General features: G+C 50.9%; 21 protein-coding genes and 2 pseudogenes. 1 reads left to right on the plus strand and 22 read right to left on the minus strand.

Going from position 1 to position 24,169, the window contains the following annotated elements; all coding sequences use genetic code 11:
* Positions 1-27: 27 nt before the first annotated feature.
* From ACVKSX_RS04985 to ACVKSX_RS05065, 17 genes and pseudogenes are all read right to left on the minus strand, one after another.
* Positions 28-657 carry an ADP-ribosyltransferase gene (locus tag ACVKSX_RS04985; protein WP_354438451.1) on the minus strand — a complete coding sequence of 210 codons (630 nt, stop codon included), beginning with the start codon at positions 655-657 and terminating at the stop codon, positions 28-30.
* Positions 658-1,332: 675 nt separating this feature from the next.
* Positions 1,333-1,563 (minus strand): hypothetical protein, encoded by a 231-nt coding sequence (locus tag ACVKSX_RS04990; protein WP_324028517.1) that lies wholly within the window; start codon positions 1,561-1,563, stop codon positions 1,333-1,335.
* Between the two features lie 32 nt (positions 1,564-1,595).
* Entirely contained in the window at positions 1,596-1,802 is a 207-nt protein-coding gene (locus ACVKSX_RS04995) for a helix-turn-helix transcriptional regulator (protein ID WP_105077413.1), read from the minus strand.
* Between the two features lie 148 nt (positions 1,803-1,950).
* Positions 1,951-2,943, minus strand: a complete 993-nt coding sequence (locus ACVKSX_RS05000; protein ID WP_354438452.1) for a DUF6387 family protein — start codon at positions 2,941-2,943, stop codon at positions 1,951-1,953.
* A gap of 608 nt (positions 2,944-3,551) precedes the next feature.
* A complete protein-coding gene (locus tag ACVKSX_RS05005) occupies positions 3,552-4,460 on the minus strand; it encodes a LysR family transcriptional regulator (RefSeq protein ID WP_033757411.1) in 909 nt (302 codons plus the stop codon).
* A 400-nt stretch (positions 4,461-4,860) separates the two neighbouring features.
* Positions 4,861-5,682: a M55 family metallopeptidase gene (locus ACVKSX_RS05010; RefSeq protein ID WP_354438453.1), complete on the minus strand. Its 822-nt coding sequence runs from the start codon at positions 5,680-5,682 to the stop codon at positions 4,861-4,863.
* The gene (locus tag ACVKSX_RS05015; protein ID WP_354438454.1) at positions 5,679-6,722 is read right to left on the minus strand and encodes a DmpA family aminopeptidase; all 1,044 of its coding nucleotides are present in this window, start codon (positions 6,720-6,722) and stop codon (positions 5,679-5,681) included. The genes ACVKSX_RS05010 and ACVKSX_RS05015 overlap by 4 nt, the downstream gene beginning before the upstream one ends.
* Before the next feature lie 2 nt (positions 6,723-6,724).
* On the minus strand, positions 6,725-7,609 hold the full coding sequence (locus ACVKSX_RS05020; RefSeq protein WP_354438455.1) for an ABC transporter permease subunit: 885 nt from the start codon (positions 7,607-7,609) through the stop codon (positions 6,725-6,727).
* The gene (locus ACVKSX_RS05025) at positions 7,606-8,538 is read right to left on the minus strand and encodes an ABC transporter permease (protein WP_060680040.1); all 933 of its coding nucleotides are present in this window, start codon (positions 8,536-8,538) and stop codon (positions 7,606-7,608) included. Before ACVKSX_RS05025 ends, ACVKSX_RS05020 begins: the two co-directional genes overlap by 4 nt.
* 82 nt (positions 8,539-8,620) lie before the next feature.
* Entirely contained in the window at positions 8,621-10,162 is a 1,542-nt protein-coding gene (locus tag ACVKSX_RS05030) for a glutathione ABC transporter substrate-binding protein (RefSeq protein ID WP_228312183.1), read from the minus strand.
* Between the two features lie 22 nt (positions 10,163-10,184).
* On the minus strand, positions 10,185-12,050 hold the full coding sequence (locus tag ACVKSX_RS05035; RefSeq protein ID WP_354438456.1) for an ABC transporter ATP-binding protein: 1,866 nt from the start codon (positions 12,048-12,050) through the stop codon (positions 10,185-10,187).
* A gap of 15 nt (positions 12,051-12,065) precedes the next feature.
* A complete protein-coding gene (dgcA, locus tag ACVKSX_RS05040; RefSeq protein ID WP_354438457.1) occupies positions 12,066-13,031 on the minus strand; it encodes an N-acetyl-D-Glu racemase DgcA in 966 nt (321 codons plus the stop codon).
* Position 13,032: 1 nt separating this feature from the next.
* A complete protein-coding gene (dgcN, locus tag ACVKSX_RS05045) occupies positions 13,033-14,040 on the minus strand; it encodes an N-acetyltransferase DgcN (RefSeq protein ID WP_354438458.1) in 1,008 nt (335 codons plus the stop codon).
* A 361-nt stretch (positions 14,041-14,401) separates the two neighbouring features.
* On the minus strand, positions 14,402-14,797 hold the full coding sequence (locus tag ACVKSX_RS05050; RefSeq protein ID WP_233267941.1) for a hypothetical protein: 396 nt from the start codon (positions 14,795-14,797) through the stop codon (positions 14,402-14,404).
* Positions 14,794-15,609, minus strand: a pseudogene (locus ACVKSX_RS05055) (RHS repeat-associated core domain-containing protein); the annotation flags it as partial. The pseudogene ACVKSX_RS05055 and the gene ACVKSX_RS05050, both read right to left, overlap by 4 nt.
* A 90-nt stretch (positions 15,610-15,699) precedes the next feature.
* On the minus strand, positions 15,700-15,909 hold the full coding sequence (locus ACVKSX_RS05060; protein WP_022625797.1) for a hypothetical protein: 210 nt from the start codon (positions 15,907-15,909) through the stop codon (positions 15,700-15,702).
* Positions 15,910-16,272: 363 nt separating this feature from the next.
* A complete protein-coding gene (locus tag ACVKSX_RS05065) occupies positions 16,273-16,518 on the minus strand; it encodes a hypothetical protein (protein WP_022625798.1) in 246 nt (81 codons plus the stop codon).
* Positions 16,519-16,625: 107 nt separating this feature from the next.
* On the opposite strand from ACVKSX_RS05065, the pseudogene ACVKSX_RS05070 reads away from it, so the two are divergent.
* Positions 16,626-16,816: pseudogene (locus ACVKSX_RS05070) on the plus strand (DUF933 domain-containing protein); the annotation flags it as partial.
* 182 nt (positions 16,817-16,998) lie between these two features.
* On the opposite strand, the gene ACVKSX_RS05075 reads toward ACVKSX_RS05070, so the two are convergent.
* The 5 genes from ACVKSX_RS05075 to ACVKSX_RS05095 form a co-directional block, all read right to left on the minus strand.
* Positions 16,999-17,385, minus strand: a complete 387-nt coding sequence (locus ACVKSX_RS05075) for a hypothetical protein (RefSeq protein ID WP_022625799.1) — start codon at positions 17,383-17,385, stop codon at positions 16,999-17,001.
* Positions 17,382-21,752 carry an RHS repeat-associated core domain-containing protein gene (locus tag ACVKSX_RS05080; protein WP_354438459.1) on the minus strand — a complete coding sequence of 1,457 codons (4,371 nt, stop codon included), beginning with the start codon at positions 21,750-21,752 and terminating at the stop codon, positions 17,382-17,384. Before ACVKSX_RS05080 ends, ACVKSX_RS05075 begins: the two co-directional genes overlap by 4 nt.
* Before the next feature lie 3 nt (positions 21,753-21,755).
* Positions 21,756-22,196 (minus strand): DcrB-related protein, encoded by a 441-nt coding sequence (locus ACVKSX_RS05085; RefSeq protein WP_064691213.1) that lies wholly within the window; start codon positions 22,194-22,196, stop codon positions 21,756-21,758.
* 17 nt (positions 22,197-22,213) lie between these two features.
* Entirely contained in the window at positions 22,214-23,059 is an 846-nt protein-coding gene (locus tag ACVKSX_RS05090) for a hypothetical protein (RefSeq protein WP_064691212.1), read from the minus strand.
* 222 nt (positions 23,060-23,281) lie between these two features.
* Complete coding sequence (locus ACVKSX_RS05095; RefSeq protein WP_223564782.1) at positions 23,282-23,998, minus strand: hypothetical protein; 717 nt, start codon at positions 23,996-23,998, stop codon at positions 23,282-23,284.
* Positions 23,999-24,169 lie beyond the last annotated feature (171 nt).

Genomic DNA, 24,169 nt, shown 5'->3' on the forward strand with positions numbered 1-24,169 from the left:
AAATCATGGGCATGTGCTCGATAATATTTAAAATAGGTAAAAATCATTCGGGTTTACATTTTTTAAACAAGATGAATTTGCAGTTATGTCCATTTTAATTTCATATATGCATGAGTGTTTACTACCCTGATAGTTTCCTAAATACTGAGCTATAGTGGAAGGAGTAAAGATTACATTGGCATTTGTGATCTTATATTCAGTATAAGATTGTAATAAAATTTCCTCTTCATTTGGCAAACTGTTATTCGCCTCCATAAGAACCATGCCAATACCTATGGGACACTTTATTTTTAATATGGTTGGTATACCAATTTGAGGGATAAACCCCCGTAACACATTCGGGTTTCTTGTCGTAGATAAAAATGCGGGGTATCTGAACGGTAGCCCCAGAGCAACCTCTGCGCCACTTGGCGTGAATTCGGCACTGGACGTCATTCGATATAAATTCAGTGGAGTATTATTTTTAGCTCTAAAAATATCATTCAGGTTATTTATTTGGTTGGTAAAATTATTGAGATTGAACCCAGACCTCAATGCCCCATTCAATGTAAAAGAGTTGTTGTTTGGTGAATTCTTATAAGTCGCGTAGGTTTGTTGCAGAACTGAACCATTGTTTAATGTTCCAAGATGTTTAAAAAAATCATCGTCTGGCTGCATTAAGAACTCCTTAAATGAATTTCTGTTTTATCTCTATGTTACAATTTAATAACAAAATTATACAAATTAATCTGAAGTCACTGTCCGCTGTTGACACACAACAGACCTTCCTCAGAGACTACCTCGCTTCACCGTAATCAAGCAACAAATCCGATCCCTTTTCATCTGACAAATCATTTTCTTGATTTTCAACTGCTGTGCAGCTTCTTCCCCATTCTCCGCGTAGAAATCAGCACGCCGTTCAGCCACTACCACTACCCAGTAGCACTTTTTGGTATAAAAAACGATGAGAAAGCCCATCTCGGGCTGTTCCACATTATTGCCTAGCCCACGGCATATCCCAAATGATCTTTACTTTAATCTCTACTGCGTTAACATGCGATTCCTTGATCGCATATTTATTTAAATAATCCTGCAAAGTTATTTTGTCAGACGCATTTTTCTGTTTGTTTGTCCGTTTCCAGATCCCTGTATCCGTAACCCATTTATCCAAACCCCGTCTCACTGCATGTCTTAGTTCCTCTTCATAAAACTCATCTAAAACATTTACTTCAATTTTAAAACATAAGCTTCATATATAAAATGTTTTCATCTTTGTTTCTCCCATTGTTTATTTCAGGCAAACGCCAGACATATGGCGTTTACTCACCATTTTTAAAATCTGCTGTTATATTATTACCGCTCTGAAATGATTTTATTTTTTCTATACGCCAGATAACTTTTCAGTGATTCCTGACCAAATCGATCAAGATCACGATAGATTATGATTATATTGTAAAACTTGCTATTTTTATCGTCGAAATCGGCAATCCAGTGCGGAGTGTATAAGTACTCTGCTAGTATATCCAAATAACCCCAGTCCAGTTTATCCATTTCTCTTGTTGCTTTTTTAATTAATGTTTTCATAGATACCTCTTTTATTTTTATGTTAATTTAAATTATGCTGCTTTATTGCGTGAAGAATTAATCAGGTTTTCAATCCAGTCATTGACTTCGCTTTCAATGAAAGCAATCATTTTTTCACTGATTTTTATCGGTGAGGGAAAAGATTTTTTATCGATTAACCGGTAAATCGTTGTCCTGCTGACGCCTGTTCTTTTTATTACTTCTGGCAAGCGAATTAATGTTGTGCAGTTTTTGTTCATTACTATTTTCTCCTGTGTTGTGTTGATGAGGAGAAGTATACGGTTTTAAAGTGTTTAAAAATTGTGACGGGACAAAAACGATTTTCCGTAGAAGGGGGGATTAGTGTGTTTACAAGGGATGGTTTTTTTGGCCTATCCCTTGATTTTTTTAATCAATAGTGGTATCAGAATCGCTTCTGGCTGCTGCCTGTTGTACAGCTATATCATGCAGGATTCCGTTGATAGTTTTGTGTATATATCCTGTTTTTTTATACATGAATGCCGTAAACAGGTTATCAAATTCATCCAGTAGCGCTCTTTCAGCCATCGGCCTGTCGGTTTCCCGGATTTGAACATAGTCACGAGGATTTTCTACTCCCCAGGGATACAAGAGTTGCTCTATGTCCTTATCGCTATACTTAAAGCCATTTCGCTTCGCAAAATACATCAGGTCAAGCATTGGGATCACGTTGAAGTTGATCAGCTTTTGGATCATAACTTCACCAAAACCATAGGAAGGGAGCTTTGGTGATTTTACTTCCATCGCCTTTCGCCATTGTGGCAGCAAATGAGTGATTGAACCTACGATCTGGCTATCCGTTGAGGTTCCTAGATCGATTTGCAGATAGATCTGTTCCTTGGCCTTCTTTATCCGGCGTTCCCACATATTTTTAAGCGCAAAATCAATCTCACGACCTGTGCTGGCTGATTTTTTAGCCCCTTTTGTTAAACTTTCCAGATAAAATCGAGTAAACGACATTTCAAGCATGTCTGTTTGTTCTGGTGCCAGGATATTGTGCTTGTCGGATTGCACACCCGCCACTTTTTTGATATTGCGTATCAACAAATTTACCCGCTTAACTGTAAGCGGCTTTACATGAAAATCATCAAGTAAATCCTCTGACTCAATGAAATTGACATTTTTGCTAAGTATCGGGTTACCACCAAAAATCAGCTTTTCTTGACTCTTGTTTACATCTGGAAGCAACCACTCAGCATCCGGGGACTCAGCCGCTTCCTGATAGCTTTCATGCATTTCACGCCTAAGAACGAATTCATAGTACAGTTCCCAGAGGGTTAGGTCTTTCAGCGCCAGATAGTTGCCCGGTTTAAACCACCTAGTCAACTCTACCTTTTGTCTTTGGGTTACCTTTGGCATCATCGATCTCATGATCAACAGACAGGCAACCACTATATGCAACAACCGGATTTCAGCCAAGGGTCAGAGGCTAACGCTCTCAGAAGGGGAAGTTATGATAAGGGGCTATACCGTGTTAAATAAGTACGCCAGTAAGTACGCGAGAGGAAAAATGGGAGGATTTTATGGTAGATGATTTTATAACTCATTGAGTTTATGGTAAATACAATAGGAGTCGAACCTGTTACCTTCACATTAGGAATGCGAGCCGACTTTAAAATGAGTACAATAATGAGTACAAACAACGATTAAAAATAAATAAAACATAAAAATCAATAATATACCACGAAAATCATTGTTTAACGTCTGATTAAATATTGTTGTCTCATGGGGTTTAACCGAATCTCATGACCATCACAGAAAACAATTAAATCCACGCATTTGCGTGGATTTTTTATTTCAACGCCGTCTCAATAGTCTCTGTCAGCACATCTCAACAATGCCGGAATCATTACCTTAAAAAAGATTCACTGTTCGGGCTCCACGATTTCTGGTGCAAAAGTCAGCGAACGAATCTGATGCTGCCTGGGCACACCCTCTTCCCCTGCTCTTCACCTGAAAGCGGCACTTATTCAGCCACCCATAAACTGCGTTTCGCACTGCCGGGCGATCTCCCACAGTCTGTTACGGATGACCTGCTTAAGTTGCAGAGTGGACTGCGACTGTGGCTGGTCACGGCGGCTGATCAGCATCACTTCAAACGGCAGGGGTTGCGCTATGGGTAGCAGCTTTAGCTGTTCGGCATAGCGACAGGCGGTGAAGAGATCCACGACGCCCGTGCCGCCGCCTGCCAGCACCATATCCGCAATGACCGAATAGGTTTTAATCGACAACGACACGGCGGGATTCAGTTTTTTATCGCGCAGCGCTCGGTGAAGTACGCGTCCAAGCGGATCCTGAGCCTGCATCATCAGTAGATTATTGTTGCATAACCACGCAAGCGTAACGGGTTCATTACGGGGATGATTGAGCGGTAACAACGCGACCATCGAAGACTGAAACAGAGGTTCAGCCAGAAGATCCGCATCGACCTGCTGACCAAAAACCAGCGCGAAATCGAGCTGATTATCCAGAATCATCTGGCATAAGGTACTAAAGTGCTCGGTGACCAGTTCGACACTGACCGAGGCCATCTGTTGCCGCCAGGTGACCAATGCGGGCGCCAGCACCATCTGACCAAAAGCGTGAGCCGCGCCGACGCGAACTAATTGCCCTTCGCCCCGCCGCAGCTGTTCGGTAAGCTGGGTGATAGATTGCAGGCGCTGGCAGAGATCGTCTATTTCAGGCAGGAGACGTCGCCCTTCTGCCGTCACACTCATTCCCTGTATACGTCGCTCAAACAGCGCAAATCCCAATTGCTGTTCAGCATGATTCAGAACACGGCTGATATTCGGCTGTGAAACATTGAGTAAGCGCGCCGCAGCGCTGATGCTGCCGGTCTGTACGATGGCCTGAAAGACCTCTATATGGCGGAGCCGCATGACTATTTACCCTGGATGGAATACCGAAAACGAAGGCCTCTCCGACAGGCTGCATAATCAGGTCCGGGCGGAGGGTGAGAGAGCAATCATTATCCTGTTGCAAAAACTGTACCGCAAAAACGTTGCAGGCTCAGCTGCCTGTCTCGCCCCCATCCGTACCCGGCAGTCCTGACTGAAGCCTCTGCAGGGAGCGGGGTTCGTGCTGCCGTGGTGCAGTAAAAGGAGCGCTGGTCAGCAGCACGGGTTGCGCGGATTTAAGCCAGCAGCGATCCTGACTCGTCAGAGGGAAGATACGCATGCACAGTCCGCACTACAGGCGTGTGCCTGGCAGCGCGGTTTCAGGAGAACCGGAACGGCGCGCTTGACGGGCTGATGTTGCATGCAGCCCGGGATAATTTCGCTATGACTGTGTGCTCGCCAGATAGGAGAATGCACTGAGTAAGCTGACTAACGTTTCCATATTCTCCGCCTGATACGCCACAGTAACGGCATCCAGGCGCGTGACGCCGGGGATCAGGCTGAACAGATCGGCCAGCACCGGTTTAGTGGCCTGAAGGCGCATAGCGTAAGGTGCCGTCAGGCGGCTCGTGCTCACCTGAGGGGGATGTTGCAGTGCGGCGCTTGCTGCGGCAGCGATCGCACGCTGTGCCGCTTGTGGGCTGATTGATTCCGCGCAGGTATGCGAAATGGCGCGTTTTACACAGACGTATTCAACCGCTGAGTAGTGTTCCGCAATCCAGCTCTGTAACTGATCGTCGCCGGTGACCAGCAGCAATGGCGTGCCGTGCTCAGCGGCGGCGGCCGCATAAATATCGGTTTCGCCCATCACCAGACCATTGATATGGATACGCCAGAATGCCCGGCCGTTGATGGTATGCGCCAGTACGCCCGGTTCACCTGCTGCGCTGTGAAATCCCACCAGAAACAGCCCGTCGAACGTCTGCTGCTCTATCCCTTCCACCATCGACAGGACACGGGGTTTTCCCTGCACCAGCCGGGCGCGGGGATCGATATTTTCCGCACGCAAATTGGTCATCTGCGCATGGCTGTCTGCCACCACCACTTCCGTTGCCCCGCCTGCAAAAGCCCCCTCAATTGCGGCATTCACTTCCTGCTCCATCAGACCACGGGCCAGCTGATGTTCCGGGTGGCCGGGTGTACATTGCTCCGGGCGCATGACCCCCGCGATGCCTTCAATGTCAGCCGAGATAAAAATTTTCATGTCGTTAATCTATCCAGAATCTGCGTCAGTGAGGGGCGATGATGACCGCGAAAGCCGGTAACAGCCTCAGCGCTCAGCAAAGCATCCAGTACAGCCTGTTCAGTTGCATCTGCCGCTGCAGCAAGCAGCGGCTCCAGCGTGTCGTCCTGTGGCGGTTGCGGCAGAGGTTGCGTTGAAAACGCCACCGCAATGTCGCCCGAGCCGTGGCCCCAGTAACTGCCCAGCCGTCCCAGGCCGGCACCGGCTCGCTTCGCGATGCGCTTTAACTGACGTGCGTCCAGCGGTGCATCCGTCGCCATGATGATGATGACAGAACCGGCATCCAGCTGCGGCGTCTCCCCGGCCAGCAGCGGCGCAATCATCTCGCCAGCCCGAACGCCATCAAGCGTTAATGCCTCCAGTGCGCCGAAATTGGCCAGCACCAGCACGCCAAGCGTGGCGTTGAGCGAGGGAATCACCCGCGAGGCGGTTCCGATGCCCCCTTTCAGGCTGAAACAGCTCATCCCGCGCCCCGCGCCGACGCTGCCGCGCGCGAAGTCCGCTGAGGCCGTCTGCAGCGCCTCCTGCGCCATCGCTTCAGTGATGGCCAGCGCCTGGATATCATTCAGCCAGCCATCGTTGCACTCCAGCACCAGCGGATTGACCGTGGGCAGTGTTCGTCCCAGTTTCGGGTTACGACGGATGGCATCCCGCACCAGCGAGGTAAACAGCGTGCCGACCGCCAGCGTGTTACCGAGCAGAATCGGCGTCTGAAGCACGCCAAGCTCCTCTATCTGAATCAGTCCGATGGGTTTCGCAAAGCCGTTCAGGACCTCAACCCCACACGGCAGCGGCGTGAGAAACAGATTGTCGCCCGGCGGTACGATAGCGGTTACGCCAGTCTGCTTTCCGCCTTCATTCAGCGTGCAATGTCCGACACGCACGCCCGCAACATCGCTGATTCGATTGGTGGGTCCGCAGGCGCTTCGCGGCTGCCCAAGCTGACGCAGGTCACGCCAGTGTTTCAGCAGCAGTTCACGCTGCAATTGTTGGAAATCCATAGTCAGCCCTTGAGTTTTGGATCGAGCGTGTCGCGCAGCGCATCCCCAAGCAGATTGAAAGCCAGCACGGTAATAAAGATCGCCAGCCCCGGAAATACGCTCATGTGCCACGATCCGGCCATCATCATGCTTCGGCTCATCGCCAGAATATTGCCCCATTCAGGCACGTCAGGCTCCGGACCCAGTCCGATAAAACTCAGGCCCGCGGCTGTCAGAATACTGGTGCCAATGCGCATAGTGAAATAGACAATCACGCTGGAAAGCGTGCCGGGCAGAATATGCCGCAGGATAATGACGCTGTCTGGTGCACCGGCACAGCGCACGGCTTCAACATAGGCAGCCTGCTTCAGAGAGAGCGTCGAAGCCCGCACGATGCGGGCAAATACCGGCACGCTGAATACCGCGACGGCGATGATGACATTGTTCAGGCCCGTCCCCAGCAGCGCCACCACCGCAATGGCCAGCAACATGCCGGGAAACGCGAATAATACGTCGGCACCGCGCATGATCAGCATATCAACCCAACCGCCGTAATAGCCCGCCAGTAAGCCCAGCATGACCCCGACCAGCATGCCGATCGTCACCGACAGCACGCCGATATAGAGCGAGATACGCGCGCCATAGATAATGCGGCTGAGCAGGTCGCGCCCGAGTTCGTCGGTCCCCATCCAGTGTGCCGCCGTTGGCGGCGACGATAACGCCATCCAGTCCGGAGCCATGGGATCCCAGGGCGCCAGCCAGGGCGCAAAAATCGCCACCACAATCAACAGCAGCACAAACCCGCCTGAGACCAGCGTCAGAGGGTTCCGCACAAGAGCATGCAGGAAATCGCGCCACGGCGAACGAATAATCTGAGGCGGATTTTCAGTCAGCGATTGAATACTCATTTTGGCTCCTGTCGCAGACGAATGGCCGGATTAACCACCGCGTAAAGCAGATCGACCAGCAGATTAATCACAATAAATTCAAACACGAACAGCATCACCAGCGCCTGAATGACCGGCTGATCCTGTGCTTTGATCGACTCAATCAATAACCAGCCTAACCCTGGCCAGTTGAAAACACTCTCCACCACGATGGATCCGCCCAGCAGAAAACCGAACTGTAAGCCCAGCATAGTAATCACCGGGATGAGCGCATTACGCATCACATGTTTCCACGTCACCAGGCGGTTACGCAGCCCTTTGGCTTTGGCGGTACGCACGTAATCTTCCTGCGCCACCTCAAGAAACGCAGAACGGGTAAAGCGCGCCATTACCGCCGCAACCGACGAACCCAGCGTGATGGCGGGCAGGACTATATCGCTGGCCCTGTTAAAGCCGCTGACCGAGAACAGCCCAAAAGGCATCGCGACGAACTGGATGAGCAACAGCCCCAGCCAGAAGGCTGGCATCGAAATGCCGCCGACCGCCACGCTCATCAGCGTCCAGTCCTGCCATCTTCCACGTTTCAGTGCAGCCATAACGCCGAATAACAAACCGAGAATGACGGACCAGGTAAAACCCGCTAAGGCGAGCCACAGCGTCGGCATAAAGCCCTCTTTGATCACCTCCAGCACCGGTTGCTGGGTGCGATACGTGGTGCCCAGGTCGCCCTGCAACAGGCTGCCGATCCAGTGGAGATACTGCTGCGGCAGCGGATCGTTAAGCCCGAGGTGCTGACGCGCCGCTTCGATCGCCTCAACCGGCGCATCCGGTCCGGCATAAATACGCGCCGGGTCGCCCGGCATGAGCTTGATAAAACCGAAAACCAGCAACGAGACCACCAGCAAAACCGGGATCATCTCCAGCAATCGGCGAATGATGTATGCAAACATGCCATTCCCTGAAATGAGGTGCGACTGGCCTCTTCACGTCCCTCATCCGTTCCGGACAGGGGATGAGGAAGAAGAGACCGTCTTATTTAAAGGACGCCTGAGTGAACAGTAAATTGCCATCAGGCAGCATCGAAACGCCGCTCAGCGTGTTGCGTTTGCCGACCAGATTGTCTGGCGTGCCAAGGAACGCCACCGGTGCTTCTTTCCACAACACCTTTTGCGCTTGTGCATAGGCGATGCCACGCTTTGCCGGATCGGCCGTCGCCAGCCCGGCAGCAATCGCTTTGTCTGCATCAGCGTTACTGAAGTAGGAGACGTTATACGAGGTCGGAACCCAGGACTCGGTGGCAAACAGCGGACGCAGCGCCCAGTCGGCATCCCCTGTAGAGGTCGACCAGCCGCCATAATAGAGGTCAAACTCCGCCTTTTTCGGGTCCTGAACGCCCCACAACTTAGCGTTGCGCGTGCCGGAATCCATCGGTGTTACCGTGACACGTATGCCTGCCGTGGCCAGTTGCGCTTTCAGCACCTGAGCGGCACGGACGCTGGCCGTGGCGTTGGTCACCCAGAGCTTAAGATCCAGTCCCTCCGGATAACCCGCCGCTTTCAGCAAGGCTTTGGCCTTATCCGGCGCATAGCCGTAATCAGGATCGCCCTGTTTTTGATAGAACTGTACGCCTTCCGGGATCGCGGATGTGGCAGGTTTGCCCAGACCGGCAAAGGCCACTTTCAGCCACAGATTACGGTCAATCGCATAGTTGATCGCCTGACGCACCCGAACATCGGCCAGCGGCTTGTGCTGCGTGTTGATCGCCATGTAATAAAGGTAAATGCTCGGATCGCGCTGAATGGAGAGGTGGCTGTCCTGCTGAACGGCTGCGATGAGGTCTGAAGGCAATGGCCAGATGGCGTCCACCTGACCCGACTTCAACGCTGCCACCCGTGTCGCATCTTCGGGACTTGGAGAGAAGATGACATGGTCGACTTTAGGCCATCCCTGCTGCCAGTAACCTGCATATCTGGCCAGCGTAACGGCTTTGCCTGGTTTCCAGTCGACAAAGGTAAACGGACCGGTTCCCACCGGATGCAGTCGCAACTGCGCTTCGTCCGGATATTGCTTAAGAATTGACGGGCTCCACATCACCGCGGAAGGATGCGCCAGGGTGTTGATAAAGGCACCGAACGACTGATTCAGATCGATTTTTACCTGGTCGGGTGCCAGCACCGTGACCTTATCAATCATTTTGTAGAGGCTGTTACGCTTCAGCCCTTTTTTCTGATCTGCCAGACGATCAAGGTTCGCTTTGACGGCTTCTGCATCAAAAGGGGTACCGTCCTGGAAGGTAACGCCTTTGCGCAGCGTCAGCGTAAATTCGGTGGCACTGTCATTAGAGGTATAACCGGTCGCCAGCCAGGGTTGCAGCTTCATCCGGGAATCAAACTGGAACAGGCGCTCAAAGATGCCGCTCTGAACCGAGTAGCTGACATTATCCGAGGTGTCGTGCGGATCCAGCCCCGTGATATCGGCATACATTGAAATGCGCAGATCCTGTGCCTGCGCAGTCATGACCAGCGTCGTCGTCAATGCGAGGGCGAGCGAAGTACGGCGAAACAGCGTTTTCATAAATTCTCCTGGTCGTTAAGGATTATTGCAATGCAATGCCGTCAGCTACCCAGTGCTGGGGGGCAACCTGCCGATATCGGGTTTTAGTGACCGTTTCACCCACCTTACGCAACGGCGAGGGGATTTCGCTGTCATCGAAAATACGGGGCTGACGGTTTTCGGGATCCGCTACCGGCACGGAGGCCAGCAGTCGTTGGGTATAGGGGTGTTGCGGCTGATTAAATACCGACTGACGCGGTCCAAGCTCCACAATCTGGCCGAGGTACATCACCGCGACGCGATTAGCAATACGCTCGACGACCGCCATATCGTGAGAGATGAAAATCCATGCCACGCCCGTTTGCTGCTGCAGGTCCATCATCAGATTGACCACCTGCGCCTGAATCGAGACATCAAGGGCCGATACCGCTTCATCAGCAATAATCACTTTCGGTTTCAGCGCCATGGCGCGGGCAATAGCAATACGCTGACGCTGACCGCCAGAAAATTCGTGCGGATAACGACGCGCGTGCTCTGGCAGGAGACCGACGCTCTTCAGCAGCGCGTCTATCTGTGGGGAAGCCTGTTCAAGCGAGGAGACCATGCCATGTAACAGCAACGGCTCGGCAATGGTGAAACCCACTGTCAGGCGGGGATTCAGTGACGCATAGGGATCCTGAAACACCATCTGAATTTCACGGCGGAGCGGCTGGAATTCTGCCTCTTTCAGGTCAGAGATTTCCTTTCCTTCAAAGTGAATACTTTCAGCTTCACTGTTGATAAGGCGCATCAGCGCCCGTCCGGTTGTCGATTTGCCGCAGCCGCTTTCACCCACGATGGCCAGGGTCTCACCTGGCCACAGACTGAAATCAATCTGCTCAACCGCATGCACATGATGCGTCAGGCTCGATAAGATGCCGCTGCGAATCGGGTAATAGACTTTTAATCCGCGCACATCCAGCAGCGGCGCCACGTCATAGCGAGCGGTATGCTGTTCGCCTTGCACAGTCTCGCGGGCACCGGGCATAGGAAAGCGTTGCGGCCATGTGTGTTCCCGCATATCACCGAGTTTTGGTACTGCCGCCAGTAACGCTTTGGTATACGCATGCTGCGGGGCGGCAAAAATCTCAGACACGGTTCCCTGCTCTACCACTTCGCCACGCAGCATGACCACCACGCGATCGGCGATTTCCGCTACCACGCCCATATCATGAGTGATAAACAGCACCGCCATTTGTTTCTCACGTTGCAGTTCACGCAGAATATGGAGAATGCGCGCCTGTACGGTGACATCCAGCGCTGTGGTAGGCTCGTCAGCAATCAGGAGTTGTGGGTCACAGGCAAGGGCCTGCGCAATCATCACACGCTGCCGCATGCCGCCTGACAGCGAGTGAGGATAGCTTTTCATGACGCGATCCACATCGGCGATACGCACCTGGCGCAGCAATTCACGCACCCGCGTATGGGCCTGCTTTCTGTCGCACTGCTGATGATCGCGTAATGCCTCGGTAAGTTGATCATCAATGCGCAGCACCGGATTCAGCGAGGTCATGGGCTCCTGAAAGATCATCGCCATTTCACGGCCACGCAACGTGCGGCGCTGAGCATCATCCAGCTTTTCTAACGCATGCATTTTTCCGCTGCGGTCGCGGAACTGCATGCTGCCGCCATCGACACGTCCGTTGTTTGCCAGCAAGCCCATCACAGCCAGCGACGTGACAGATTTACCTGAGCCGCTTTCACCCACGACGGCGACGATTTCACCTGGATGAATGGCAAAACTGATGCCTTTGAGTGCCTGATTCTCACCGCTGCGTCCATGAAACGAGACGCTGAGATCCTGAATCGCCAGCACGGGAGAGGCAGAGGCAGCGCGGGTTGCAGGGGAAGTACGTTGTGTGTCCGTCATCGTCGCCTCACAGAGTTATAGCCAGATACGGCCTTGGGAGTAGCTCAGGAAAGGAGAACTGTCGGCGGCTAGCCAGATGGGGCCATCCAGATCGACGAACTCAGCGTTAACCGCGACGGGTAATGCGGCCTCCATGGCCAGTGACGAGCCCAGCATGCAACCGACCATAATGCGCATATTGAGCGTCCGGGCTTCATCCACCATCGCCAGCGCTTCAGTCAGGCCACCGCACTTATCCAGCTTGATGTTGATCACCTCGTAGCGATCACGTAGTCCGGCAATATCCGCCCGCGTATGGCAACTCTCATCGGCACAGACCGGTATGGGATGTTTGAAACGTAACAGGTCATGGTCCTGTCCGGCGGGAAGGGGTTGCTCCACCATCGCGATGTTGAAGGCCTTCAGTGCCACCAGCAGGCTTTCCAGTTCCAGACCCGACCAGGCTTCATTGGCATCGATAATGAGCGTGGCATGCGGTGCCGCCGCGCGAATCGCCGCTACTTTTTCCAGGATCGCATTACGGTCGAGCTTAATTTTGAGCAGGAGGGCGACACGTGATACGGCATCCGCCGCCGCCAGAGCCATACATTCCTGCGTATCGAGGCTAAGGGTTTCTGCCGTAATGACCGACTCTGGCTGAGAGCAGGTGCTCTTTTGCCAAAGCGTCTGATTAGCCCGTGCGGCATCAAGTCGCCATAGTGCACAGTCCAGCACGTTGCGCGCTGAACCGGCGGGTAAGCGGTGTTGCAGATCATGATGGCTGAGGCCCGACTCAATGTCAGTGCGTACCGCTTCGAGCATGGCCTGAACGCTATCCGGTGTCTCATCGTAGCGGGCCGTTGGTGTGCATTCGCCCTGCCCGATGAATCCCTCCTGCTCCAGGGTGACACGGATGACCGTCACGGCGGTACGGGTACCGCGTGCGATAGCAAAGGGTCGCGCCAGCGGCAGCTCCACCACATCAATCTGCAACTTTCTCATTTCAGCCACGCTCCTGAAGCAGTGCGGCGATCTCATCAATACCAAAACGCACAGGATCTGTGGCCGGTAAACCAAACTCAGCGCTGATTTCGGCGCAATAAGCGAGCGCCTCTTCTTCGCTGTAATTGGAGGTATTGATAGCAAAGCCAGCGAGTTGAACAGACTCACTGGTCACCTGCGCGGCTCGCAGATTGGCTTCAACGCACGCCTGCAGGCTGACCATGGGCTGGTGTGGCAAATGACGCATATGGGGTCGTCCCATTTCATGGCACATAACCAGCCAGTGTGGTTGCGCACCGTGCATCAGCCCCATACTCACGCCCGCATAGGAGGGATGGAACAGTGAGCCCTGGCCTTCAACGATATCCCAGTGGTCCTCGTCATTCGCCGGTGAAAGCGCTTCTGCTGCACCGGCAATAAAATCAGCGATGACCGCATCGACAGCGATGCCCTCCCCTGCGACCAGAATGCCGGTCTGCCCCGTGGCACGAAAATCAGCTTTCAGGCCGCGCGCACGCATCGCCGCTTCCAGCGCCAGTGAGGTGTACATCTTGCCCACTGAGCAGTCCGTACCGACGGTCAGTATCCGCTTACCTGAACGCTTCTTACCGCTGCCCACACTGAGCGCTGGACGCATATGACGCAGGTCAAAAAGCTCAACGCCAGAAGCCTGTGCAAGCGTCACCAGTTCCGGTTCATCCACCAGTCGGTGGTGCAGACCACTGGCCACATTCATGCCTGCTTTGATGGCACTTTTGATCGTTTCCAGCCAGTGTTCTGGCAGATAGCCCCCGGCATTGGCAGTGCCAAGCACCAGCGTTTTTGCGCCGTGCGCTTTGGCGCCGGGAATATCCAGTTCATCCAGACCCAGACTGACCGTGCAGCCCGGCAGTTTAATTTCGCCAACGCACTGCTCCGGCCGCCAGATATGAATACCGCGCGCCGTTTTTGCCGCAAGGGGATCGGTGACATCACCAAGAAAGAGTAAATAGGGTTGTGGGATTAGCATGTTGTCTCTCGTTTCAGCCAAAAGATCAGGTTCTGAAACCACTATTTCATGCGTTCTGAAAGGTGACGAATGCTTGTTTAGCAGGAGGGTATAACGGCAGGTTATAGCCAGAGGTAATAGTGATGATGGGTGGGTTTTTCAGGGGGATTGGAGGGAGGTCAGATTAAAATATGGGGCGAGCCATAGGAAAAGGAGATGTTTATGCAGGCAGAAAGGATGGGCTATGGACCGGAGCAGGAGAAGGTAAAATGGCTTATAGAATATTTAACGCCGGGCCGCTGGCGAGACATTCATGACGAATGCCAGCGACCCGGCCGGCTTATATCAGCGCAACAGAAAATCCCAAAACGGAAATAATCTTTTAAATATCAGAATTTTTATTCTTAATACCCAAAACTTCACGCCCCCAGCGTAGTTCTTCTTCAGTTTTCTTCCTTAACTCTAAAATGACATATCCTAATAACTCATGTAAATTTTGGCCAAGATACAATTTAAAAAAATACCCTTCATTCCTTATGTTAATAAGGAACACTGTATCCTCATGGTTTTTCTCCAGTTCGGTTATTAGCTTTTCTAAGCCTATCGCATTTAATCCTGAGCGTTTAGCATTCTCATAATGAACTTTCATCAAGCGCAATTCATTTTCTTTATTGCATTCAAAGGCAGCAATTTTATTATTGCCATTATTGTTCAATAAGCCCTTGTAAATCTCAGGAAAATGCTCATCTATAAGCTTGGATGCTTTTAAGTCAATCACGGCAGAAATACCTCCACATCACCAAACCGAACTCCTTTCATTAATATCTCTCGCTCCATCCATTCATCAAAGGAATATTCCCACGACCAGGCATCACCTGGTTTAGGTGCTCCCGTTTTAACTCTGAGCACAACACCCTCTGCACCAGCGAACCCTCGCGCAACAGCAGGATCATCAGTCCATGAAGTAAATGGACTATCTCCAGACACACCGCCGAAGTTATGCTCTTCAGGAGATATTTTAGAATTTACATTACCCGGTACAACCTTACCTTTCAAAGCATTATCCCATTCAGGATGACCTTTATGTATCCCTCTGTAATTATATTGCCCTTGCTCAGCCTCGGGTAACCGCTTTGTTGGTTTATCACCACATGCTGTCAGCCCCCAAGGATCCACCCAACCCAGCGCATTCGGCGCATACTGGTAGAGGTTGATCCCGCCCGCCAGCCCTATCGGGTCCTGCTGGGTAAACCGTCCGCTGTCCGGATCATAATAACGAAACAGATTGTAGTGCAGTCCGGTTGATTCGGCCCCTGCGGTGCCTCACCCCCCTGGGGCCATCGCTGAAGCGATGTTCAAATTTGCTTATGCAAATTTGTCCCGGTCCAGGTACTGGCCCTGCATACGCAGGTTCTGCTCCGCCACAGGAACACCCTGGCTGGACTCACGCAGAAGCTTGCCCCACGGGCTGTTGATACCTTCCCAGGCTTTTTGCCCTTCAGCGTCTTTCAGCAGTTCCGGCATTCCGTTGGCCGCATTACGGAACCAGTAAATCTCCGGGCTTTAAACACCATCAACACGCGTTACTGGCAGCTTGCATCTATGGCAAATAAAACACTTTATAAAAATATTTTACTGCCTTTGAAATCAATGCAATTAAAAATAAAACTCATCAACCTACTATGAATGGTTTGTTTTATCTCTAACTTGAGTGCATATTATTACTTCATAAGCATCTTGCTCGCTTAATTTTGCCTTATTAAACTCTTCTACGCTTATCTCACATTTAACATCTTTATTAGTAACTCCACCAGCATCATAGTTGATATAATATTTGCCATTTTCTTGAGTAAGAAACATACCATAGGCGCTAAAAATAGCTTTTACCATTATACACTCCTTACTTTAAATTTTATTGATAACCTCTCGATTCAAAAGTGATGGAGCTACGAATGCTTAAGCAACTCCTCTAGGTTTATACCTATCTGGCACCCGAAAAATCGTTTGACCCAAATCATTGCCAGATGGCATACGTAATCCTGTTGAGTTTAGTATGGCGACTCTGTTTGGTAAACTCCCTACTTTAATTTACCCATCCTCATATATTAAACATACACTTTACAAAGGTATTTTAAATAATTTTATCAAGTGCATGGTTTTTGTCTCCTTGAACAAAAAATCATAAAAAAGCATTTACTCATGAAAAATACACTTACCTCCGGGACAATCTATAATAAATTTACAAACTCACTCTTACTGCCAGTGATCCAGTAATTCTATCCACATTTCTTTTTCACCAGGAATAACTCTAACAACATCTCTATTTTCTTTTATGTATTGCATATACTTTTGATATATAGTCCTGATTGTTACAGTCTTTTCAGAGCGAGAACCTTCAATTAGGTATATTAATTCTTCAAGATAAGTGGGTGATTCAACCCTGGTTTTGAAAAACTCTTTCAGATAGTCAAGCACGTTATTATATGAATGACAATCCATTTACCCCTCCAGAAATATATGATTATTATCAAAAAGTATTACTCTTTTTTCAGAAAGCTAGCGGCGGATGTGTCTGGAGGGAGACTGGCTTACGCAGTTTAGCCTAAACCGCAGGCGTCAAAGAAGTGCATATATGGACCATCCCGGCTGGGGCAACTACGCCACAGGCAGCCGGTAAATACATACCGACTTCCAGAAAGACTTAATCCGCGCCCAGTCCATCGCGTTTGAAGACTTTATTAATTACAATGGCGAGCAAGGTGCTAAAGAAGCTGGAAACATAAGTTCAGAAGGTTAAAATTTAAAAATATAGCGGCGTGATGAATTTTCAAGGCCTGATATGCAGCTACTGGCTTTGATGATGTAATAACAAGTGTTAATGAAAAAGCTCACTCCATTAACGGAATTAAATTAATACTACATCATTGCTAACCATTTAATAAATACCGGAAGAAAATTTAGATCCCTTCCGGCATAAACTCATGGGCGTGTAATTCCTAACTTATCCCTTTCCCACTTTAATTCATCCTCACTCTTTACTCTGAGTTTAACAATTAATACACCCAGTGATTTCATTTTATTTTCGTCAAGATAAAGATCAAATCCATATTTTTCATCACACCCACTTAATATATGCACGTACTCATCACCGACATCATAAAGCTTATTTTTTAGTTCAGAATACCCAATAATATCACCGCCATTCTTTCTGACATTTTCGATATGAATATCCATTTCTTCAAGCGTTCTTTTTTTGAGCTTCTTTATTAAAATTAAATTATTTGCATCTGCAAGATCAATATAATCCCGTAGTATTTCTGGTGCCAATGAATCTAAAATTAATTTCTCACTACTATTTTTAATCATGGCAAAAATACCTCAATGTCTCCGCTTCGAGGTCCTCTCAGAAGGACTTCCTGCTCATAGTATCTATCTGGTGACCAAGCCCATGACCAACTAGCTCCTTCTGGAGGGGCTCCTGTCTTGACTCTCAAAACCACACCGTCTTCTTTGGCAAATTTTCTCGCAATATCAGGATCTCTAGTCCATGAAGTAAACGGACTATTTGCTGAGACTTCACCTAGATTATGTTCATCTTCAGTAATGTTTGATTTAGGATTGCCAGGGGCGACATGCCCCCTGAGAGCATTAGCTTCATCTGGATGTCCGCGGTATATACCTCGATATAGATACTCACCTTCAATATGTGGTGGCAACTGTTTAGTTGGTCTGGCACTTGAGCACCTACTCAGCCCCCATGGATCCACCCAACCCAGCGCGTTCGGTGCATACTGGTAAAGGTTAATCCCGCCCGCCAGCCCTATCGGGTCCTGCTGGGTAAACCGTCCGCTGTCCGGATCATAATAACGAAACAGATTGTAGTGCAGTCCGGTTTCCCGGTCCAGGTACTGGCCCTGCATACGCAGGTTCTGCTGAATAACTGGCATCCGCTGGCTGGACTCGCGCAGCAGCTTGCCCCACGGGCTGTTGATACCTTCCCAGGCTTTTTGCCCTTCACCGTCAGTCAGCAGTTCCGGCATTCCGTTAGCAGCATTATGGAACCAGTAAATCTCCGGGCTTTCCACGCCATCAATACGGGCCAGCGGTTCATAGCTCTGGCTGTCGCTGTAAACGTAGGTCAGCGGAGTGCCGTCGTGGATTTCCTGCAGCAGGCGGTAGCCTTCCCACACAAAGCGCGTCGTGACGGCGTTGCCAGACGGTCTTCCCTGCAACAGTTGCTGGCTGGTTTTACTGATGCGGCGTCCCAGCGGATCGTAGCGGAAACTCACCTTTGTGCGCGGCTTATTGCGGTCCCGCGGCTCGCTGATCACATCCGTCAGGCGATGCTCCCCATCATAGCGATAACGCCAGCGGGTGTGACCGTCATCTTTCTCAGTGGTATGGCCATGAATATCGTACTGCCAGCGGATACCGTTCAGTTCGGTAACGCGGTTATGCAGGACATGTGCGGCACTATGGCGATCCAGCGGGTTGCCTGCGCTATCCCAGCGCCACTGCTCATTACCCGGCTGCGCACCGTCCTGAGACAACAGCCGGCCGGCGTTATCGTAGTTCCATAATGTCTGGCTGAAAGGATTATCGTCGCGCTCTTCACGGATCAGGTTGTTGCCGTAATCGAAGTCGCGCCGGCGGGACCAGACGCGCGGTGCAGGACGCTGTGAGTCACCCTTAAACACGTCACGGCGGCGCAGTCTGCCTAAGCGATCGTACTCACTGCGCATGGTCAGGCCGCCCTGCGTCCGGCTCAGCTCCCGATGCAGCGTGTCACGGGTAAATTCAGTGACCGGCAGGTTGTCTAATGCGATGCTCAGCAGATGGCCGCTACCATAATAAAGCTGCTTCAGGTTGCGGCCATCCGGCAGGGTTAAGGCAGTGCAGTTGCCCAGTGCGTCATACTCCCACGCCAGTTCGCCCTGCTCCCCCTGCTCAGCAACGATGCGGCCCAGCGCATCATACTTAAAGGTAATCTCCTGCTCGGCCTGCTGGCTCCACTCGGTGTCAGACAGCGGCAGATGCTGCGACACTTTGCCCAGTTGCCCCCCACCGCTGTAGTGATAGCGCGTCTGGCCTTCCGGCGTGGTTCGCGCCAGCAGTTGCCCCGCACGGCTCCAGTGATAGCGATGAGTAATGGACTGAGGATGTCCGGCGGCAAAGGTGCGTGATACCGTGCGGCCCGCCGCATCATAGTCATATCGTGTGGCAACACCATCCAGCCCGACCTGGGCCAGCAACAGAGAATCTGCGCCCCACTCGAACTGATACTGCTCGCCGTTCTCGTTTTGCAGCGCCGTCAACCGGCCACGGCTGTCCCAGCTTCGCTGAACCGTCTCACCCTGTGCATTACGGTTGGCGATCAATCGCCCGACATTGTCGTAACGGAATTCACTGCGCTTGCCATCAGCCGACTCATAGGCCAGCGGCAGTCCGTTTTCACTCCAGTGCAACCGCTCTTCCCATCCTTCTGCGCGTTCCAGCTGAAGAGGACGGCCTGCTGCATCATAGTGATAACGGGTTTCTTCACCATCCGGCGCGATGACACAGCTGAGCCAGCCCAGGGGATGATAACGGTAGCGCGTGGTCAGCCCTGAACAGTCGGTTTCACGGATAACCTGGCCGGCATCATTAAACTCACGGCGGTAGCTATTACCTGCTGCGTCAGTCTCTTCGACAACCAGTCCGAACTCATCCCGCTGATAGAGCGTGCTTTGCCCGAGCGCATCAACAACGCGCTCAAGGCCGTGATGGGGATCGTAATAGTATTTCGTTGTGGAACCGTCTGCTCCGGCAACAACCGTGGGCAGCGAACGGTGTGACAGCCATTGCACCGCCTGCACACCACCGTCAGCATCCTTCTCTTCAACACGGTTGCCCAGATCGTCATAGGTGAAGCTCACCGCGTTGCCCAGCGGATCGATGCGACGCGTCAGGAGTTCGTTTTCATCCCACTCATAACGCCACTTCTCGCCGCGCTCGTCGATAAAACAGGTGATAAGCCCCGCGGCATTCCAGTGGTGTTCGCGCTGCTGACCGTCATAGGTCGACACGCGCGTGATGCCCGCCTCAAGATCGTAATGCATGTAGCAGCCATCACCGCTGTTGGTGCGGTTTTCTACAACGCGCCAGTGATCCAGCTTCTGCCAGCGATATTCACTCTCCAGTCCGCCCGGCAGTTGGTGCCAGACCATCAATCCATCGTCGTTGTAACGGAAGCGTCGTGAGACAACGCCTGCGGCATCAGTAACGCTGGTAAGCTGGCCCCGATCATTGTAGGTCCAGCGTGCTAATGGCCAGTGCTGATCGCCATCAAAATGGCTGGCTGATGTCGGACGCCGCGCGTGCTGTTTGTCGTCGTAGTGCAGCGTGACGTCAATCGCCAGCGGCGCGTCATGGATACGCACCAGGCGGGCCTGTTCATCCCAGCCCATCTCCAGCGCATTACCGTACTCGTCGCTCAGTGAAGCCAGGCGCAGCACCTGCGGATCAGCGGCCGTGCGCCTGTAAAGACGCCATACCGCACCGTCGTCATCGGCAATGGCGATATCGCCAGACTCGTTGCGCCGTACCATCAGCCCTTCGCTGATGCTGTAAAGCACCTCTTTGTCACCGGGAACGTCAAAGCTCAGCTCGCGCCCGTTGTCATCAAACCAGGTTGCCCGATTCCCTTCCAGCGTCAGGTAGCTGTCAAACACCGTGGCCCAGCCCTGACCAAACAGGCCAGCGCGCTGGGTCAGACTGTTATAGCTGCGCTGAAAACTGAGCGGGAAACGTCCGGGAAGGGAAAAATCGCGCTCGGCATCATCATTAAGGACTTTGACGCCGGTCGCCGCATGAACCGGAAACAGCGACGAGAAGGCCGCATTGATAGCCATGTCCGCCGCCATACCGCCCACGGCACCGGCCAGCGCGCAGGGCATATTCTTCAGGATCTGACTGGGGCGACCACGGATGAGGGAAAGGCCGATCATCATCACGGCCAGACCTGGCACCTTGCCACTTTTGATCTCTCTGACCGTAACGGTTTCACCACCAATGATGACATTGGGGGAAACATCGTCGCTCACGGTGGCGTCACAGGTGGTTTTATCCTTTGCGCGCACTGCAGGCTGGCCATTGATAAAGACGCTTTTCGATCCCTGAGCCAGATATTGTGGTGCACTGTGTTTTTCACAGGCCACTTTGTCCTGCTCCAGCGGAGAGGTGCCCGCATCGGCGGAGGCTACCGTGGGCTGCCACATTGCACTGCCAAACTGGCCGACCGCAGAGAGCAACATGCCGCCATAGTCGGCGAAGCTCTGCGGCGATTGCGGTTCCGGTGGCGGTGTCTCGCCAGGCGTGAGCATCCCGGCCGCGCGTGCGGCTAAAAGACCATTAACGTAGACATTCACTGATCCACTGGCGATTACTCCGGCAGGTGACGGCGGGAATATCATGTTTCCCAGCCCATCGGCCGCTTTGCTGATCTCTTGTGACAGACCAACGGCATTGGCCAGTACACCACCCAGAATACCGCTGAGCAGGCAACTGTTACCCACGGCTGCCACACTCGCCGCTGCCGCCCCTGTGCCCAGCAGGGGCGCTGCCGAGACGATAGCAGCACCCACTGCGGCACCAATGACGGCATAGGCCGCACCTTCCGCAACAATGCTCGTGATATCAGCGAAAATGCTGGAGTGAATGATCTCGTCGCCCACGCGGGCAGCAGGGTTATCCATAGGTTATGCTTTCCGTGGATTGTTCAGACTCAGGCTTTGTTTAAATGCACTCCAGCGCTGTCCATCCTCTTCATTGAATGGACGCATGGCTGATAGCGTAAAAATCATTAAGATGTTCGAGTCAGACACCTGTGTAGCCAGCTGTTTCTGCCACACTGCCTGCCCGTTACGGTCAAATACGGTTTCAACTTCTACCGCGTGTAATGTGTTATCCACACCTGCCATCAAACGTACAAATTCAGTCTGCTGGATATGGCCCATCTGACTCCGCAATGTGTCCCACTGACGCTGGAACTCTTTTTCCGCATCACTGCCCTCAGAAATAACGCCACGGCTCACAACCCAGGCCAGCCCACTGGCTTCATCGCGGAGAATATTCATGGTGGTGTCCTGCCAGGCAGCAGGAAAAAGCGCAAAGGCGCCCTCATTGAATTGGTAATGCATATTGGGTATCCGTTTTATTAATTGTTTGTGGCGGGTGGAATCAGGCTATGGTATTCGCCATCAACGTTATCGGCATTAGTGAGTATCTGTGTATTATCACGCGCAACTTTAATGTCGAAAAGTCGATGCGTAATATCAGGATCGCCACCGCAACTGGCGTCGTGATTATCTTCACGAACCGTAATAATAAAGAAACTTTCATCACTGCTGTCGTCAAGATCGTATCGCAGGCATTTCTCGTCGAGGGTGGTCAGGTGCCAGGTATGAATTGCTTCGGTTGCAGCGCTGATAGCCTGGTCAGCGCTGATTTCGCTTTGCTCTGCACCCATGTCTGTTTTCAACATGATGCAACTGACCTTTCCTTGGTCAATCTGAAACATCAACTGTTTCCCGCCAGACGGGTAGACAAGCCAGTGCTGATTATCACTGTTATCTTCTTTTCCGGGTCCATAGGCTTGCTGAACCTGTTCCAGGCTATCGCCTACCTTTATATTTCGGGACGTCGGCACATTGGCATTTTCCAGAAGGATCTCAGCCAGAACCGTGTGGCTGGCACCTCCCACCGCCGCCGCGCTGAACAACTCAAAGCCGTCATAGCTATGCTGGAAGTAGTTGTACTGCTGGTTATTGATAGCCACTTCTCCGGCCAGAACTGAACTCAGAGCCTTACCAGCCCGTACGAAGCTTTCATTGCTCCATGTGTCTCCGGGAGTGAAAGCATAGTCGTTTAGCAGAACGGAAAAATCGCCCTCGTTAAGGGCAGGAACGGTCGATTCCGTGCTGGATTCGGCCCTGGCAATGCAGGATAAAACCATGAGGACAGGCACAAATACAATGCTGGCGAAATAACGGTTTACAATCATTGTGTTTTTATCGGGGGTTGACAATAGAAAAATAGAAGGGTATTTAATCACTAAGAGCAACGTAATTAAAATCTTTTAAATTAAAGAAATTACTCACACTTCAAAATTATGTGGGGTGGAGAGTACATATCACCACCCTAATAAAACCCATAACACTATTATAATGTCATTCTTATTACTTGAAATACAGTAAAAATCTCACTTGAGTGATAATGAAAATTATCATTCCCACTTGCCACCTTGCTTAACAAGCGTTTTATTACCCTGTACCACCTTCAATTCAAGCGGATTAAAGCTCACAACATAATCTACACCGCTATTATTGAAAATCATCCCTTCAGCTTTATTTGAGTTTACAGGCTGCGTAGTTTTACCTTCAAGAGTAATTTGTTTTCCATCTTTATTTCTGAGGCCTATGTATTTAACCTTATCACACACAGTATAAAAACCCCCACAGCTATTCAATAAAGTAATCGTGAAATCAGATGTAGACAAAACCTTCATATCTGATTTTAAATCTCCTTCACTAACATCTTTGTCAAGATTATAAGTTTTTGGCGCATAAAAATCCCCATTCTCAGGGTCTTTGATTAACTTCCATAAAACTTTATTATCTTTAAGTTCTAAATTTGCTTTACCCTTCACTCCGCCAAATGAAGAATCAAATTCAATCAAAGCATTTTTACCGTTTGCCGTACCTTTGAGATTGCTGTCATTATCATCAGGGCAATCTATTTTATTTCCGCCCCTTGTCACATAACAATAACTACCCGTTATGTTATTATTATTCTGTTTTAATTTTAATGTTAGGGTGGAATATAGTGATCCATTATCATTTTTCTCTTGCCCACTCCACTGACCAGTAAAATTATCAGAAGCAAACAAGGATAATGAAGAAATTGACAACAAAACCGCCAAGCTAAATCCAACTTTATTCATTTGATTAACCTTTAAAATCCAGACAATCATTAACCCTATTAATCCAGCCGTTAAGATTGGGTTGGTTTAGAACTACAGCGCCTGGCTGATTGGGTTTTCATCAAAATTTATAGAGATAGCATGGGTGTCGATGGATATTATTCCAATAAATAGCTATCAATATCACGCTGC

It is taken from the genome of Pantoea sp. PvP021, assembly GCF_054056055.1.

What these genes read in the sequence shown, in the direction of transcription:
- ACVKSX_RS05030 (WP_228312183.1), bottom strand. Translation starts at nt 10,162, where the DNA reads ATGAAAACGCTGTTTCGCCGTACTTCGCTCGCCCTCGCATTGACGACG.
- ACVKSX_RS04985 (WP_354438451.1), bottom strand. Translation starts at nt 657, where the DNA reads ATGCAGCCAGACGATGATTTTTTTAAACATCTTGGAACATTAAACAAT.
- ACVKSX_RS05095 (WP_223564782.1), bottom strand. Translation starts at nt 23,998, where the DNA reads ATGAATAAAGTTGGATTTAGCTTGGCGGTTTTGTTGTCAATTTCTTCA.
- ACVKSX_RS05020 (WP_354438455.1), bottom strand. Translation starts at nt 7,609, where the DNA reads ATGAGTATTCAATCGCTGACTGAAAATCCGCCTCAGATTATTCGTTCG.
- ACVKSX_RS05015 (WP_354438454.1), bottom strand. Translation starts at nt 6,722, where the DNA reads ATGGATTTCCAACAATTGCAGCGTGAACTGCTGCTGAAACACTGGCGT.
- ACVKSX_RS05075 (WP_022625799.1), bottom strand. Translation starts at nt 17,385, where the DNA reads ATGATTAAAAATAGTAGTGAGAAATTAATTTTAGATTCATTGGCACCA.
- dgcN (WP_354438458.1), bottom strand. Translation starts at nt 14,040, where the DNA reads ATGCTAATCCCACAACCCTATTTACTCTTTCTTGGTGATGTCACCGAT.
- ACVKSX_RS05080 (WP_354438459.1), bottom strand. Translation starts at nt 21,752, where the DNA reads ATGGATAACCCTGCTGCCCGCGTGGGCGACGAGATCATTCACTCCAGC.
- ACVKSX_RS05025 (WP_060680040.1), bottom strand. Translation starts at nt 8,538, where the DNA reads ATGTTTGCATACATCATTCGCCGATTGCTGGAGATGATCCCGGTTTTG.
- dgcA (WP_354438457.1), bottom strand. Translation starts at nt 13,031, where the DNA reads ATGAGAAAGTTGCAGATTGATGTGGTGGAGCTGCCGCTGGCGCGACCC.
- ACVKSX_RS05005 (WP_033757411.1), bottom strand. Translation starts at nt 4,460, where the DNA reads ATGCGGCTCCGCCATATAGAGGTCTTTCAGGCCATCGTACAGACCGGC.
- ACVKSX_RS05085 (WP_064691213.1), bottom strand. Translation starts at nt 22,196, where the DNA reads ATGCATTACCAATTCAATGAGGGCGCCTTTGCGCTTTTTCCTGCTGCC.
- ACVKSX_RS05010 (WP_354438453.1), bottom strand. Translation starts at nt 5,682, where the DNA reads ATGAAAATTTTTATCTCGGCTGACATTGAAGGCATCGCGGGGGTCATG.
- ACVKSX_RS05000 (WP_354438452.1), bottom strand. Translation starts at nt 2,943, where the DNA reads ATGATGCCAAAGGTAACCCAAAGACAAAAGGTAGAGTTGACTAGGTGG.
- ACVKSX_RS05090 (WP_064691212.1), bottom strand. Translation starts at nt 23,059, where the DNA reads ATGATTGTAAACCGTTATTTCGCCAGCATTGTATTTGTGCCTGTCCTC.
- ACVKSX_RS04995 (WP_105077413.1), bottom strand. Translation starts at nt 1,802, where the DNA reads ATGAACAAAAACTGCACAACATTAATTCGCTTGCCAGAAGTAATAAAA.
- ACVKSX_RS05065 (WP_022625798.1), bottom strand. Translation starts at nt 16,518, where the DNA reads ATGGATTGTCATTCATATAATAACGTGCTTGACTATCTGAAAGAGTTT.
- ACVKSX_RS05060 (WP_022625797.1), bottom strand. Translation starts at nt 15,909, where the DNA reads ATGGTAAAAGCTATTTTTAGCGCCTATGGTATGTTTCTTACTCAAGAA.
- ACVKSX_RS05035 (WP_354438456.1), bottom strand. Translation starts at nt 12,050, where the DNA reads ATGACGGACACACAACGTACTTCCCCTGCAACCCGCGCTGCCTCTGCC.
- ACVKSX_RS04990 (WP_324028517.1), bottom strand. Translation starts at nt 1,563, where the DNA reads ATGAAAACATTAATTAAAAAAGCAACAAGAGAAATGGATAAACTGGAC.